Here is a 13,823-nt window from a genome sequence, read left to right on the forward strand (position 1 = left end):
AGAAAAAAGTAAAAGGTGAGTAGCATGAAGAAAAAGAAACAAAGACAAATGCAAAGACAATCGCAAGTGAATCAACCAAAGAAAGAAACACTTACATTAGGCGATCAATTAAATGATTCACTCATGCAACAATTAAAGAGTAAGAAGAAAGAGTTGCAAGTGAGAGAAGAGGAAAAAGAGGCAGCTGAACTGGAAAGAAAGCGCCAAGAACAAAAAGAACGTGAAAAGAATAAATCATTTGAAGAACTGCTAAGTGAAAGTAACCTTACTTGGAAAGACTTTAAATAATAAAAAAATGATCAGTGAAATACCACTGATCATTTTTTGACGAGCTTGTAAGAAAAGGGGAGTTAGAATGAGAAAAATTGTCGTTGTTCCACATGAAAACCATTGGATTGAAAAATTTCAAATGGAGGCTGAAAGATTAAAATCAGCGATGCCAGAAACGGTGAAAATGCATCATATTGGAAGTACGTCAGTGCCCGGACTGGCAGCTAAACCTATTATTGATATAATCATGGAAGTAGAAAATATCGAAAGAGTAGATGGGTGGAATGAACGATTTATAGAGCTTGGTTACATCGTAAAAGGGGAAAATGGTATTTCAAGACGCCGATATTTTATTCATGGAACTGAGGAAAAACGTTCGTATCATTTACACGTGTTTGAAAAAGGAAATCCAGAGATAGTAAGGCATTTAGCGTTTCGTGATTATATGATGGCTCATTGTGAAGAAGCAGAGGCATATGCAACCTTAAAGAAAGAATTAGCCGAAAAGTATACATATGATGGCACGTTATATACGGAAGGGAAAAATGAGTTTGTGCGCAATGTGGATAAAAAAGCGAAAGAATGGAGAGAAAATAACGTGAATGAATGAGTTCACGTTATTTTTTAGCTATATAAAAGTGTTATGTAAACTGTACGTATGTTTTGACTTTTTGGATGAATATTGTTGAAATAAAGTTATGGCTTATAAATAATGTAACAATGAAAGGGAGACGACTGTGCATATTCCAACAACTACACTTCATAATGGCGTGAAAATGCCGATGATTGGTCTAGGCGTATATAAAGCGAAAGAAGGAGACGAAGTAAAACAAGCAGTAAAAACAGCGTTAGAGGTTGGATACCGTTCGATTGATACAGCGACTGTATATGAAAATGAAAGCGGTGTCGGAGAGGCGATACGTGAATCAGGAATTCCAAGAGAAGACCTATTTATTACAACAAAAGTATGGAACGACGATCAAGGATATGAGGAGACACTAGAGGCGTTTGAAAAGAGTTTAAAAAAATTACAAATGGACTATGTAGATTTATATTTAATACATTGGCCGGTAAGAGGGAAGTATGTTGATACGTACCGAGCTTTAGAGAAATTGTATGAAGAAGGTAAAGTGCGTGCGATTGGTGTTTCTAATTTTCATAAACATCATTTAGAACTATTATTACCAAATTGCAAAGTGAAGCCGATGGTAAACCAAGTGGAACTTCATCCGATGTTGACGCAATTTGAGTTGCGAAATTATTGTCAAGATGAGCAAATTCAAATGGAAGCATGGAGTCCGTTAATGAGGGGCGGAGAAGTATTCCAGCATCCAATCATTCAGGCTATTGCTAACAAATATGAAAAAACAACTGCACAAGTTATATTAAGGTGGGATATTCAAAGCGGGATTGTTACAATTCCTAAATCTGTTACACCATCTCGTATTAAAGAAAACTTTACTATTTCTGATTTTGCACTAACTGAAGAAGAGATACGTCAAATTAACACGTTGAATCGTGATTTACATGTAGGAACGAATCCTGATAAATATGATACGTTATAAAAAAGACTGTCTCCTAATACTGGAGACAGTCTTCTGTTTTATCGGTAATTCGATATTTTTAACGATGCAAAGCATATGTGTCATATTTAACAATTTTTTGAAGTTGTATATATTCTTCTTTCGTTAAAGGTAACTGTTGACTAGCTCGTATATTTTCCTGTAATTGTTGAAGAGAGCTTGCACCAGGTATAACAGCTGCAACAGTCTTATTATGTAAGCAATATTGAATAGCTGTTCCTGTTAAAGAGCGTTCTCCAATCATTTCTTTTACACTTGCTAGAGTTGCATGTAATTCATCGTAAGAATAAGAGAGATAATCCTTTTCCTTTACTCTTTCTATCTTTCTTGCATTATTGTCAGTTAAAATTCCTTTTGCAAGTGGCCCGCGGGCAATGACGCTAATTTGGTGTTCATTTAGAAGGGGGAACCATTCTTCTGGACGACGATTTAAAAGGTTATATTCCATTAGTACACTAACGATGTTTGAGCGTTTTGCATATTCACGAACGACATTTGGGCGTATAGAAGAAATACCGTAATGGCGAATAATACCTTCCTTTTTCAATTCTTCAAAAGCTTCAATTGTTTCATCTATTGGATCTTCAATTGTTCCGCCATGAAGTTGGTAAAGGTCAATATAATCAGTTTGAAGTCTACGTAAACTTTCCTTTACTTCAGTCTTTATGTAAGCTTTAGAAGGATCCCAAGACCAGCCATTTTTTTCTTCTGTCCAACGATTTCCAACCTTCGTTGTAAGTACAATTTGGTCTCTTCTTCCCTTCAAGGCTTTTCCAACAAATTCTTCATTTAATCCGTAATCATATAAATCTGCTGTATCAAAAAAATTAATTCCTAAATCGATCGCTTCATCGATAATATGCATAGCTTCTGTTTCAGATGTACCGAGAGACATACAGCCAAGGCCCATTTCTGTAACAAACAAATCTGAGTTTCCTAATTGACGTTTTTTCATAGGTCAACCTCCTTACCTTTATTGTACGAGAGGGAAAAGAGGTTGACAAACGTTTACTTTCCGCTTCGCATTAACTGCCCGTAAAAGCATGATTAATGTTTCACTTTATTTGCTGTAATCCACTCTTGTACAGTTGTATACTCTTTGCTATATTGCTTTAGCTTATGGCGAATTTGCCATGCTTTTCCGACTAAAGTGACGCGATTTGGTAAAATATAAACTTTCATTTCTATCACGCTCCTTTCAATGTGGTAAAATGTATGAGGAAAGAATAGGAAATAGAACAGGGAGATGAAGTAGTATGAGTAATCTTGCAGAGAGAACAGTAAAAACTGAGCCAATTTTTGATGGTAGAGTTATAAAAGTTCGTGTTGATGATGTAGTATTACCAAATGGAGCAATGAGTAAACGTGAAATTGTAAATCACCCTGGTGCAGTTGCTATTATTGCTATTACTGATGAGGGGAAAATTGTGCTTGTTGAGCAGTATCGTAAAGCACTTGAAAAGGCGATTATAGAAATTCCGGCTGGCAAGTTAGAACCTGGTGAAAAACCTGAGGTAACAGCAGTTCGTGAATTAGAAGAGGAAACAGGATATGTATGTGAAAATATGGAGCTCATTACTTCTTTCTATACATCTCCAGGATTCGCAGATGAAATTTTATATGTATATAAAGCGACAGGTTTGACAAAAAAAGAAAATAAAGCTGAGTTAGATGAAGATGAGTTTGTAGAATTAATGGAAGTATCGTTAGAAGAAGCGATTACTCTTATGAAAGATCTTCGTATTCATGATGCGAAGACGATGTTTGCAGTACAATATTTACAATTACAAAAATAAACACTCGCCAAAGGCGAGTGTTTTTTAATTGATTTTTGCATATACACGTGCATCACGTAAGCTACCATCTGGTGCTAGGAAATCATTTTCCATTGTACCTTCTAGAATGAATTCTAAACGTTCTGCTAAGCTACATGCATTTATATTTGTTGCATCAGTACGAATTTCAATTCTTCTAGCGCCTAGTTTATCAAAGGCGAACTGAATTGCACCTTTAACAGCTTCGGTCATATAGCCTTGTTTTGTATAGGCACTATGTAGCCAGAAGTGAAGTGAAAACTTTGGAATATCCCAGTTTTCAGGCTTTAGTGTAATTGCTCCGATGAATGTACCAGATACTTTATCGTATAAGTGAAAATCAAGTGTTTCACGAAGTAAAAACTGTCCGTGAGCTTCGCGAACAATTTCTTCAGCACTCTCTTCTGTTTCAGCGTTAATTGGTATCCACGGTACTAAGTCTTCTAGAGAAGCTTGGATTGCTTCATATACTTCTGCACCATCCCCTGGAAATGGTTTACGAACTTGCAAGCGTTCAGTTTGAAATAATGTTGGAAAATCTAATAATAATGGTTTCAAGAGAAATCCCTCCTATTCTCTACTTTTTAGTTTAGCAAAGTAGAGCGGAATTTCAATGTTAATTCGTCATACTTTTTTCTTTCTTTCATACATTTTTAATAAGAGTGTGAACGGAGGGAAGAAAAATGTGGCGAAAAAATTGGCAAGACCGTGTAATGTCTCACATACAGGAAAACTCTTCATTATATATATTTAACGCTGTTTTATTATTGATGGGAGTAATATTCGGAGCCATTCTCGTGAATAGTTTACAAATCAATCAAAAACAAGATTTATCATTTTATTTACAACGTTTTTTTGGACAAGTCTCTAAAGGAGAATTTGCCATTGCGGGCGAAATGTTTCGAGAAAGTTACTTTTCGCAATTAAAATACATCGGATTTATTTGGATTTTAGGAATTTCAATTATTGGCTTACCACTTATTTTTATTTTATTATTTGTAAAAGGAGTTGTCGTTGGATTTACAGTTGGTTTTTTAGTAAGTCAGCATGGATGGAATGGACTATTATTAGCATTTGTATCTGTTTTGCCACAAAATTTAATTATCATTCCAGTCTTTCTCGTTATGACAACCATTGCTGCAAGTTTTTCTTTACGGATGATTAGGCATCAATTTATTAGAAAAATAACCGAGCCACTATTACCATTATTAATCCGTTATACATGCTTCTTTCTCGTAATTGGAGTGGTGTTAGCACTTGCTTCTAGTGTGGAGGCTTACGCATCACCAGTTTTAATGAAAGAAGTCGTTGAGGCTATTAATAAAAAATAAATACTTTTTGAGAATAATTATCAATTTGTTTTTATTGTTTTTTCTTTTGACAGAAGCCCTTCTTCTGATATAATGGTGTAAGAGTGGCGAGGAGGGAGTAGTACCGAATGGAAGAAAGAATTGAACGAATTAAGAAGCAATTACATGCAGCGAGCTACAAATTAACACCGCAACGTGAAGCAACAGTTCGTGTGCTGCTAGAAAATGAAGAAGATCATTTAAGCGCAGAAGATGTTTACCTCCTTGTAAAAGAAAAGTCGCCAGAGATCGGATTAGCAACCGTCTATCGAACTTTAGAACTATTATCTGAGTTAAAAGTTGTCGATAAGATTAACTTCGGAGACGGTGTTTCACGCTATGACTTACGCCAAGAAGGTGCGCAGCGTTTCCACCATCATTTGATTTGTACACAATGTGGTGCTGTACAAGAAATACAAGAAGATTTACTTGGTGAAGTGGAAAGGAAAGTAGAACGAGACTGGAGCTTTAAGGTGAAAGATCATCGTTTAACATTCCATGGGATTTGTAAAAATTGTCAAGAAAATGAAACGGATGAAAAATAACCTTTTCCTATTTATCTAGGAAGAGGTTTTTTATTTGAATAAGGTATAAATTGGTGAAAGCTTGGCATATGTTGTAATAACTTATATTTTGGAGGAATTTACAATGCGCCGAGCTTTAAAATTAACTTTTGATGGAATAAAAGTATTTTTATTATTTACAAGTTGTACGATTTTGTTTTATTTCGCTATACTATGGATAAATGAAGAATATGAAAGCTATCATCGTTATGAAAAACCTAAAGAAGAGACTGTAGAAAAAGTATCAGGGAATGAAGAACCGGCAAAGGATGCTTTCGTAAATAGAATGATGTTTTTCTATGAAAATGGGGAGTAGTGTAGAGTGGAAGATCAATTAAAAGATTTTATTCATTATATGGTTGTCGAAAAAGGATTAGCAAAGAATACAGTAGTATCGTATGAACGGGATTTAAAAAGCTACGTAAAGTATTTGCAAAATGTGGAACAGACGAAAACTTTTCATGAAGTGACCCGTTTACACATTGTTAACTTTTTGCAGTATTTAAAAGAGAACGGAAAATCTTCGAAAACATTGGCGCGTCATATCGCATCAATTCGTTCGTTCCACCAATTTTTACTTCGTGAACGAGCGGTAGAACATGACCCATCCGTACATATTGAAACGCCACAAGGGGAACGGAAATTACCAAAAGTATTATCAGTTGATGAAGTAGAGGCGTTACTTCAAACACCAAAAATGACAAGTGCTTTTGGTATTCGTGATAAGGCGATGCTAGAGTTACTGTATGCGACAGGACTTCGTGTTTCAGAATTGATTGCACTCAATTTAGAAGATGTACATTTAACGATGGGATTTGTTCGTTGCATAGGGAAAGGGAATAAAGAAAGAATTATTCCACTAGGAAGTTTAGCAACGGAAGCGATTCAAAAGTATATTGAAAAAGGAAGAAGAGAATTAATGGGGAAAAAAGTAGTAGATGCACTCTTTTTAAACCATCATGGTAATCGATTATCAAGACAAGGATTTTGGAAAATATTAAAACGATTAGCGAAAGAAGCAAATATTGAAAAAGAGCTTACACCTCATACGTTGCGTCACTCGTTTGCTACGCACTTATTAGAAAATGGAGCAGATTTACGTGCTGTACAAGAAATGCTTGGCCATGCAGATATTTCAACGACGCAAATTTATACGCACGTTTCAAAAACTAGATTAAAAGATGTATATAAACAGTTTCATCCGAGAGCATAGTTACTATGCTCTTTTTTTCATAGATTAAGAGGGGAAGACCGTTTCACAGAAACTTCACAAACATTTCGTATATTGTTTTCAGCAGAAGACTGGAATATTACAATGTATTTCCTCTATACTAAATAAAGTATAAAGGAGGAAATGATGATGAAAAAACTGATTATAACTTTATTTATCGCGATGCTAGCGTTGGCTGGCTGTAATACAAACAAAGAAGAACCGAAAAAAGAACAGAAACTTGAAGCTGTAAAAGTAGCAGTCCAAACAAATCCGAAAGAAATTAAACCAGGTGAAAAAACAGAAGTACAAGCACTTGTTACACAGGGGAAAGAAAAAGTAACGGATGCCGATGATGTAAAGTTTGAAATTTGGAAAGATGGCGACGAAAAGCACGAGATGTTAGATGGCAAGCATAAAGGAAAAGGTGTTTATGCAGTAGAGAAAACATTTGAAACGGATGGAGTATACCATATTATCGCTCACACAAATGCACGTGAAATGCACGTTATGCCAGAAGTAAAAGTTGCTGTAGGAAATGCGAAAGTAGAAGATGCGAAAAAAGAAAATAGTGATCACAGTGCAGGACATGGAGATCATAAAAGTGACACAATGATCCATCTTATGGCTGGAGACATAAAGGCAAATGCTGAATCTACAATGAAAGTTCATTTAAAACAAAAAGAAGAAGCTCTAACTGGTGCTGAAGTACAACTAGAGATTTGGAAAGATGGTGTTGAAAAACACGAATTTATTCCAGCGAAAGAAGGGAATAAAGGAGAGTATGAAACGAAACATACTTTCAAAGAGAACGGTGCTTACAAAGTGAAAGTACATGTAAGAAAAGGCGAATTGCATGAACATAAAGAAGAAACAATAGAAGTAAAATAAAAAGTAGCTCTTTAGAGCTACTTTTTATTTTTAATATGAAGAAATAAATCATAAAAAAATTAGCACTTCGTTGCAGAATGGATTACAATAGAAGTGTGAAGAAAATGAGAAATTCTACGAAAATGTATTAAAAAGAAAGCGTAAACATGTTATGATATCAGTATCAGATGTCTGACATCTGACTTAGAAAAAACTAGAAATGTTTTTGAATCGTTTCAAGTAAACGAAATAGGTTAGAAAATGATTTAAAGAAGTACTGTTTGACAATGAGAATTCTTTTGGATAACAGTTTCACTTTATAGCGTTTTGAACATACTACAAGAAGTAGAACTGAACTTATAGGAGGTCGCAGTTATGAATAAATATAAACGTATATTCCTAGTCGTAATGGACTCTGTGGGAATCGGTGAAGCACCAGATGCTGAGCAATTTGGTGATTTAGGATCTGACACAATTGGTCACATTGCTGAACATATGAATGGGTTACAAATGCCTAACATGGTGAAATTAGGTCTTGGTAACATTCGAGAAATGAAAGGTATCTCTAAAGTAGAGAAACCACTTGGATATTACACAAAAATGCAAGAGAAATCTACTGGTAAAGATACAATGACAGGTCACTGGGAAATCATGGGCCTTTACATTGATACACCATTCCAAGTGTTCCCGGAAGGATTCCCGAAAGAATTACTTGATGAATTAGAAGAAAAAACAGGCCGTAAAATTATCGGTAATAAGCCAGCTTCTGGAACTGAGATTCTTGATGAACTTGGTCAAGAGCAAATGGAAACAGGCTCTTTAATCGTTTATACTTCTGCTGATAGCGTATTGCAAATTGCAGCACACGAAGAAGTAGTGCCACTTGATGAGTTATATAAAATCTGTAAAATTGCACGTGAATTAACATTAGATGAGAAATACATGGTAGGTCGTGTTATTGCTCGTCCATTCGTTGGTGAACCTGGAAACTTTACACGTACACCAAATCGTCATGACTATGCATTAAAACCATTCGGCCGTACAGTAATGAACGAATTAAAAGATAGTGACTACGATGTAATTGCTATCGGTAAAATCTCTGATATTTATGATGGCGAAGGGGTAACGGAATCACTTCGTACGAAGTCTAACATGGATGGAATGGATAAGCTTGTAGATACATTAAATATGGACTTTACAGGTCTTAGCTTCTTAAACTTAGTTGACTTTGATGCATTATTCGGCCACCGCCGTGATCCACAAGGATACGGAGAAGCTCTGCAAGAATATGATGCACGTCTTCCAGAAGTATTCGCAAAACTAAAAGAAGATGATCTATTATTAATTACAGCAGACCACGGTAATGATCCAATTCACCCTGGTACTGACCATACACGTGAATATGTACCATTATTAGCATATAGCCCAAGCATGAAAGAAGGCGGACAAGAGTTACCACTTCGTCAAACATTTGCTGATATTGGTGCAACAGTAGCAGAAAACTTCGGTGTGAAAATGCCAGAATACGGAACAAGCTTCTTAAATGAGCTAAAGAAATAGGGGGATAAACAAATGAATCGTGAACTTATTACAAAATCAGCTTCATACTTAAAAGAGAAATTTCAAGAGACACCACAAGTAGGACTAATCCTTGGATCAGGACTAGGTGTATTAGCAGACGAAATTGAGAACGCAGTAACAGTACCGTACAGTGAAATCCCTGAATTCCCAGTATCAACTGTAGAAGGCCATGCAGGTCAACTAGTATTTGGTACACTTCAAGGTGTAACAGTAGTAGCAATGCAAGGACGTTTCCACTTCTATGAAGGATACGACATGCAAAAAGTAACATTCCCAGTTCGTGTTATGAAAGAACTAGGTGTAGAAACAGTAGTTGTAACAAACGCAGCTGGTGGTGTAAATACATCATTTGAGCCAGGCGATCTTATGTTAATTTCAGACCACATTAACTTCATGGGTACGAATCCATTAATCGGACCGAATGATTCTGAAATGGGCGTACGTTTCCCTGATATGTCTACATCATATACAGTAGAACTTCGCGAAATGGCGAAACAAGTTGCAGCAGACTTAAATATTAAAGTACAAGAAGGTGTATACGTGGGAATGACAGGTCCTGTATATGAAACACCTGCTGAAATTCGTATGCTTCGTACACTTGGCGGAGATGCAGTTGGTATGTCAACAGTACCTGAAGTAATTGTAGCGCGTCATGCTGGTATGAAAGTATTAGGTATTTCTTGTATTTCAAATATGGCAGCTGGTATTTTAGATCAGCCACTTCACCACGATGAAGTAATTGAAACGACAGAACGTGTTAAAGCTAACTTCTTAGCATTAGTAAAAGCAATCGTAAAACAAATGAAGGGGTGACTTCACAATGAGAATGGTGGACCTAATTGCAAAAAAACGTGACGGACATGCATTAACGACAGAAGAAATTAACTTTATTGTTGAAGGATATACAAATGGTGATATTCCTGATTATCAAGTAAGTTCACTTGCAATGGCAATTTTCTTCCAAGATATGAACGATCAAGAGCGTGCTGATTTAACGATGGCAATGGTAAATAGCGGTGATACAATCGACTTATCAGCTATTGAAGGTGTAAAAGTAGATAAGCATTCGACAGGTGGTGTTGGTGATACAACGACACTTGTATTAGGTCCATTAGTAGCTGCTTTAGGTGTACCAGTAGCGAAAATGTCTGGACGCGGTTTAGGACATACTGGTGGTACAATTGATAAATTAGAAGCAGTTCCAGGATTCCATGTGGAAATTGAAAACGATGAATTCATGCGTCTTGTAAATGAAAACAAAATCGCTGTTATCGGCCAAAGTGGTAACTTAACACCTGCTGATAAAAAGTTATATGCACTTCGTGATGTAACAGCAACAGTAAACTCAATTCCGCTTATTGCAAGTTCGATTATGAGTAAAAAAATTGCTGCTGGTGCAGATGCAATTGTTCTTGATGTAAAAACTGGAGCAGGTGCATTTATGAAAACGGATGAAGATGCAAAACGTTTAGCAGAAGCAATGGTACGCATCGGTAATAACGTTGGTCGTAATACGATGGCAGTTATTTCTGATATGAGTCAACCACTCGGTGAAGCTATCGGTAACGCATTAGAAGTACAAGAAGCAATTGATACATTACAAGGTAAAGGGCCGAAAGATTTAGAAGAGCTATGTTTAACACTTGGAAGTCAAATGGTGTACCTTGCTGGACAAGCTTCATCTTTAGAAGATGCACGTGAAAAGCTAATTGAAGTAATGAACAACGGAAAAGCGCTAGAATCATTTAAAACGTTCTTATCAGCGCAAGGCGGCGACGCATCTGTTGTTGATGACCCTTCTAAATTGCCACAAGCACAATTTAAAATTGAAGTGGAAGCGAAAGAAGACGGATATGTATCAGAAATCGTTGCAGACGAAATCGGAACAGCAGCAATGCTTTTAGGAGCAGGACGTGCAACGAAAGAGTCTGAAATTGATTTAGCAGTTGGTCTAATGCTGCGCAAAAAAGTAGGCGATAGCGTGAAGCAAGGTGAATCCCTTGTTACAATTTACGCAAACCGCGAAAATGTTGAAGATGTAAAAGCGAAAATTTATGAGAACATGAAGATCTCTAAAGAACACGTAGATGCACCAACTTTAGTACACGGTATCGTAACGAAGTAATAAAAAAAAGCTGAGGAGATTTCTCCTTGGCTTTTTTTACTATTTTTTGTTTATAATAATAATGGGTGAAATTATGATTAGAATTTGTGCAGTAACAAAAACAGATGAAGTATTATATGATGTTTCTCTAGAAGAAACAAAGAAAGACCATATTGTATGGTATTGGCTAGATTTATATAAGCCAACGAAAGAAGAGTATACATATATTCTGCAAGACCATTTTAAGTTCCATCCCCTTGCAATTGAAGACTGTCTAGAATATGTACAGAGGCCAAAAGTTGATTTTTATGATGGATATAACTTTTTAGTTCTTCACGCGTTTGGAGAAGATGGGCTAGAACCACATGAAATTGATTTGTTTGTTAGTGATCGCTATATTGTTTCTTTCCATTTTTCTCATAATAATGCAATTGAAAGGGTATGGAAAACACTTGGTGAGAAGAGGCGGATTAAGAAAGGACCTTTACATGTAGCACATACGATCACTGATCAAATTGTAGATGATTATTTCGCACCTGTATATTACATTGAAGATCATTTAAATGCGATTGATGATAATTTAACAGGTGAGACAGCAGGAGCCGTGCTAGAAGAAGTATTTGATATTAGGGCAGATTTATCTAAGTTAAGACGTACAATTATTCCAATGCGTGATTTATTGTATCGTATTTTGAATTCTACTCGTTTTTACGGTATAAGTGATCATGAGATTTATTTTAAAGATATACATGATCATTTACTTAAACTTACGGAAATGATTGAGGCAAGTCGAGAGTTAACGGCGGATATTCGGGATAGTTATTTTTCATTAAACTCACATCATATGAATAACATTATGAAAACATTAACTGTATTCTCGACTATTTTCATGCCATTAACATTTATTGCGGGAGTATATGGAATGAACTTTACGCATATGCCAGAGCTTGGTGGACAATATAGTTATTTTATTTGTCTTCTTCTAATGGCATTAATTGGCGGCGGAATGATGGCCTGGTTTTATAAAAAAGGATGGTTTAAGTAAAAAAACACCGAGGATTTCCCCGGTGTTTTTTCTTAACCAATAGCATGTAATACAAACATAGCTAAGAATAAGCATGTAATGATATACATAGATGGTGCGACTTCTTTACGCTTTCCAAGAGCAACTTTTAAGATAGGGTAAGCAATAAATCCGAACGCAATGCCATCAGCGATACTATATGTGAGCGGGATCATGACGATAATTAAGAACGCTGGAAATCCTTCTGAAAAATCGTTCAGAGGAATTTGCTGAATGCTTGTAATCATCAGGCCGCCAATAATAATTAAGATTGGTGCAATGGCACTATCAGGAATTAGTTTGACAAACGGAAGTGCAAACAATGATGCAAAGAATAACAACCCCGTAACGATAGACGTCAGACCTGTCTTTCCGCCTGCAGTAATACCTGCGGCACTCTCTACTGTTGATACGGTAGGGCTTGTGCCAAATAGACCACATGTCATTGCTGAAATTGCATTGGCTTGGTAAGCACGTGGGAATTTACGGTCATCTTCTAATAAACCGTGCAGAAGTCCCATGTTCTCAAAAATAAGCACCATGCTTAAGGAGAATGTTGCAATCCAAAACGGTAAGGAAGAAAGTTTGCCAAATGACATAGCTCCAAACACATCGCCGTAATTAGCGAATGAGAATGAACTATTTCCGATTTGACTTGTATCAACAAGGCCAAATAGCCATGCAATACCAGTTCCTATTGCAATCGTCCATAAAAAGTTTCCACGTACGTTACGAATAAATAGTACAAGTGCAACGATAAGAGTAAGCACGGTCGCAAGAACGACAGGGTTACTTAATTTACCCATTGCAACAGCAGTATTTGGGTTCGAAACGACTAAACCACCTTTTTGCAATCCGATAAACGCTAAAAATAATCCGATGCCGACAGTAATCGCTTCCTTTAATGACTTTGGAATTGATACTGATAGCACGCGAGCGATTGGTGTAAAAGCGGCAATTGCAAAAATAATACCAGAGATAAAGACAGCAGCCAATGCTTCTTGCCAAGTTAGTCCAAGCGTATGCACAGCTGTGTACGTGAAGAATGCATTTACACCCATACCAGGGACAAGAATAGCAGGTGCATTTGCCCAAAATGCCATGAGTAGACATCCGACAAATGAACTGAAAACAGTTGCTAAAATTCCAGCTTCAAGAGGAATGCCAGCATCGGATAAAATTGACGCATTTACAATCATAATATATACGATCGTGAAAAATGACGTAACTCCAGCTAAAACTTCTTGTTTTGGTGATGTTTCGTGTAAACCTAATTTAAATGTTCTTTCAAGTATTCCTTTCATGTTAAACCTTCTTTTTCATATCCCTCTCCCACCCGTGATATCTCTTTCTTAAGAGCTCACCGTCCTTTATTATATCAGAACATCATGTTTTTACAACAAGGAAAATGATAAC

The 13,823-nt window shown here is 36.3% G+C and carries 17 protein-coding genes; 13 read left to right on the plus strand and 4 right to left on the minus strand.

Features of this window, described 5'->3' with window-relative positions:
• Positions 1–24 precede the first annotated feature (24 nt).
• The 3 genes from ACO6VI_RS09350 (at position 25) to ACO6VI_RS09360 (ending at position 1,835) form a co-directional block, all read left to right on the plus strand.
• Complete coding sequence (locus ACO6VI_RS09350; protein ID WP_000727561.1) at positions 25–288, plus strand: YqkE family protein; 264 nt, start codon at positions 25–27, stop codon at positions 286–288.
• 67 nt (positions 289–355) lie between these two features.
• Positions 356–880: a GrpB family protein gene (locus ACO6VI_RS09355; RefSeq protein WP_088020468.1), complete on the plus strand. Its 525-nt coding sequence runs from the start codon at positions 356–358 to the stop codon at positions 878–880.
• A 127-nt stretch (positions 881–1,007) separates the two neighbouring features.
• Complete coding sequence (locus tag ACO6VI_RS09360; protein WP_161520082.1) at positions 1,008–1,835, plus strand: aldo/keto reductase; 828 nt, start codon at positions 1,008–1,010, stop codon at positions 1,833–1,835.
• A 58-nt stretch (positions 1,836–1,893) separates the two neighbouring features.
• On the opposite strand, the gene ACO6VI_RS09365 is transcribed toward ACO6VI_RS09360, so the two are convergent.
• On the minus strand, positions 1,894–2,808 hold the full coding sequence (locus tag ACO6VI_RS09365; protein WP_000747210.1) for an aldo/keto reductase: 915 nt from the start codon (positions 2,806–2,808) through the stop codon (positions 1,894–1,896).
• Between the two features lie 92 nt (positions 2,809–2,900).
• On the minus strand, positions 2,901–3,035 hold the full coding sequence (gene mciZ / locus ACO6VI_RS09370) for a Z-ring formation inhibitor MciZ (protein WP_000870302.1): 135 nt from the start codon (positions 3,033–3,035) through the stop codon (positions 2,901–2,903).
• 74 nt (positions 3,036–3,109) lie between these two features.
• Between mciZ and ACO6VI_RS09375 the strand changes: the two genes are divergently transcribed.
• Positions 3,110–3,649: an NUDIX hydrolase gene (locus ACO6VI_RS09375; RefSeq protein ID WP_000067041.1), complete on the plus strand. Its 540-nt coding sequence runs from the start codon at positions 3,110–3,112 to the stop codon at positions 3,647–3,649.
• A gap of 24 nt (positions 3,650–3,673) precedes the next feature.
• On the opposite strand, the gene ACO6VI_RS09380 is transcribed toward ACO6VI_RS09375, so the two are convergent.
• The gene (locus ACO6VI_RS09380) at positions 3,674–4,225 is read right to left on the minus strand and encodes a GNAT family N-acetyltransferase (RefSeq protein ID WP_000803479.1); all 552 of its coding nucleotides are present in this window, start codon (positions 4,223–4,225) and stop codon (positions 3,674–3,676) included.
• Between the two features lie 155 nt (positions 4,226–4,380).
• Between ACO6VI_RS09380 and spoIIM the strand changes: the two genes are divergently transcribed.
• The 9 genes from spoIIM to corA all read left to right on the plus strand — a co-directional run bounded on the left by spoIIM (position 4,381) and on the right by corA (position 12,389).
• Positions 4,381–4,998 carry a stage II sporulation protein M gene (spoIIM, locus tag ACO6VI_RS09385; RefSeq protein ID WP_013142149.1) on the plus strand — a complete coding sequence of 206 codons (618 nt, stop codon included), beginning with the start codon at positions 4,381–4,383 and terminating at the stop codon, positions 4,996–4,998.
• 107 nt (positions 4,999–5,105) lie between these two features.
• Entirely contained in the window at positions 5,106–5,561 is a 456-nt protein-coding gene (locus ACO6VI_RS09390) for a Fur family transcriptional regulator (RefSeq protein ID WP_000392657.1), read from the plus strand.
• A gap of 103 nt (positions 5,562–5,664) precedes the next feature.
• Complete coding sequence (locus ACO6VI_RS09395) at positions 5,665–5,895, plus strand: YqzK family protein (RefSeq protein WP_001250432.1); 231 nt, start codon at positions 5,665–5,667, stop codon at positions 5,893–5,895.
• Positions 5,896–5,901: 6 nt separating this feature from the next.
• Positions 5,902–6,792 (plus strand): site-specific tyrosine recombinase XerD, encoded by an 891-nt coding sequence (gene xerD, locus ACO6VI_RS09400; protein ID WP_000390088.1) that lies wholly within the window; start codon positions 5,902–5,904, stop codon positions 6,790–6,792.
• 147 nt (positions 6,793–6,939) lie between these two features.
• A complete protein-coding gene (locus ACO6VI_RS09405) occupies positions 6,940–7,680 on the plus strand; it encodes a FixH family protein (protein ID WP_000733456.1) in 741 nt (246 codons plus the stop codon).
• A 354-nt stretch (positions 7,681–8,034) separates the two neighbouring features.
• Positions 8,035–9,219: a phosphopentomutase gene (gene deoB / locus ACO6VI_RS09410; RefSeq protein ID WP_001046079.1), complete on the plus strand. Its 1,185-nt coding sequence runs from the start codon at positions 8,035–8,037 to the stop codon at positions 9,217–9,219.
• Positions 9,220–9,231: 12 nt separating this feature from the next.
• The gene (locus tag ACO6VI_RS09415) at positions 9,232–10,053 is read left to right on the plus strand and encodes a purine-nucleoside phosphorylase (protein ID WP_001078446.1); all 822 of its coding nucleotides are present in this window, start codon (positions 9,232–9,234) and stop codon (positions 10,051–10,053) included.
• 7 nt (positions 10,054–10,060) lie between these two features.
• A complete protein-coding gene (locus tag ACO6VI_RS09420; protein ID WP_001243080.1) occupies positions 10,061–11,365 on the plus strand; it encodes a pyrimidine-nucleoside phosphorylase in 1,305 nt (434 codons plus the stop codon).
• A gap of 61 nt (positions 11,366–11,426) precedes the next feature.
• Positions 11,427–12,389 carry a magnesium/cobalt transporter CorA gene (corA, locus tag ACO6VI_RS09425; protein ID WP_002026281.1) on the plus strand — a complete coding sequence of 321 codons (963 nt, stop codon included), beginning with the start codon at positions 11,427–11,429 and terminating at the stop codon, positions 12,387–12,389.
• A 32-nt stretch (positions 12,390–12,421) separates the two neighbouring features.
• Here corA and ACO6VI_RS09430 read toward each other — a convergent pair whose 3' ends face one another.
• Complete coding sequence (locus ACO6VI_RS09430) at positions 12,422–13,711, minus strand: NCS2 family permease (RefSeq protein WP_000676248.1); 1,290 nt, start codon at positions 13,709–13,711, stop codon at positions 12,422–12,424.
• Positions 13,712–13,823: the final 112 nt, after the last annotated feature.

Source organism: Bacillus sp. PSXD-155 (assembly GCF_049310765.1).
In the GTDB taxonomy this organism is placed as follows: Bacteria; Bacillota; Bacilli; order Bacillales; family Bacillaceae_G; genus Bacillus_A; species Bacillus_A cereus.

Bases quoted from the DNA above. Each gene is read 5' to 3' on its own strand.
- ACO6VI_RS09365 (WP_000747210.1), bottom strand. From the start codon at position 2,808: ATGAAAAAACGTCAATTAGGAAACTCAGATTTGTTTGTTACAGAAATG.
- ACO6VI_RS09415 (WP_001078446.1), top strand. From the start codon at position 9,232: ATGAATCGTGAACTTATTACAAAATCAGCTTCATACTTAAAAGAGAAA.
- ACO6VI_RS09430 (WP_000676248.1), bottom strand. From the start codon at position 13,711: ATGAAAGGAATACTTGAAAGAACATTTAAATTAGGTTTACACGAAACA.
- ACO6VI_RS09405 (WP_000733456.1), top strand. From the start codon at position 6,940: ATGAAAAAACTGATTATAACTTTATTTATCGCGATGCTAGCGTTGGCT.
- ACO6VI_RS09390 (WP_000392657.1), top strand. From the start codon at position 5,106: ATGGAAGAAAGAATTGAACGAATTAAGAAGCAATTACATGCAGCGAGC.
- ACO6VI_RS09350 (WP_000727561.1), top strand. From the start codon at position 25: ATGAAGAAAAAGAAACAAAGACAAATGCAAAGACAATCGCAAGTGAAT.
- corA (WP_002026281.1), top strand. From the start codon at position 11,427: ATGGGTGAAATTATGATTAGAATTTGTGCAGTAACAAAAACAGATGAA.
- ACO6VI_RS09355 (WP_088020468.1), top strand. From the start codon at position 356: ATGAGAAAAATTGTCGTTGTTCCACATGAAAACCATTGGATTGAAAAA.
- mciZ (WP_000870302.1), bottom strand. From the start codon at position 3,035: ATGAAAGTTTATATTTTACCAAATCGCGTCACTTTAGTCGGAAAAGCA.
- ACO6VI_RS09420 (WP_001243080.1), top strand. From the start codon at position 10,061: ATGAGAATGGTGGACCTAATTGCAAAAAAACGTGACGGACATGCATTA.
- spoIIM (WP_013142149.1), top strand. From the start codon at position 4,381: ATGTCTCACATACAGGAAAACTCTTCATTATATATATTTAACGCTGTT.
- deoB (WP_001046079.1), top strand. From the start codon at position 8,035: ATGAATAAATATAAACGTATATTCCTAGTCGTAATGGACTCTGTGGGA.
- ACO6VI_RS09375 (WP_000067041.1), top strand. From the start codon at position 3,110: ATGAGTAATCTTGCAGAGAGAACAGTAAAAACTGAGCCAATTTTTGAT.
- ACO6VI_RS09395 (WP_001250432.1), top strand. From the start codon at position 5,665: ATGCGCCGAGCTTTAAAATTAACTTTTGATGGAATAAAAGTATTTTTA.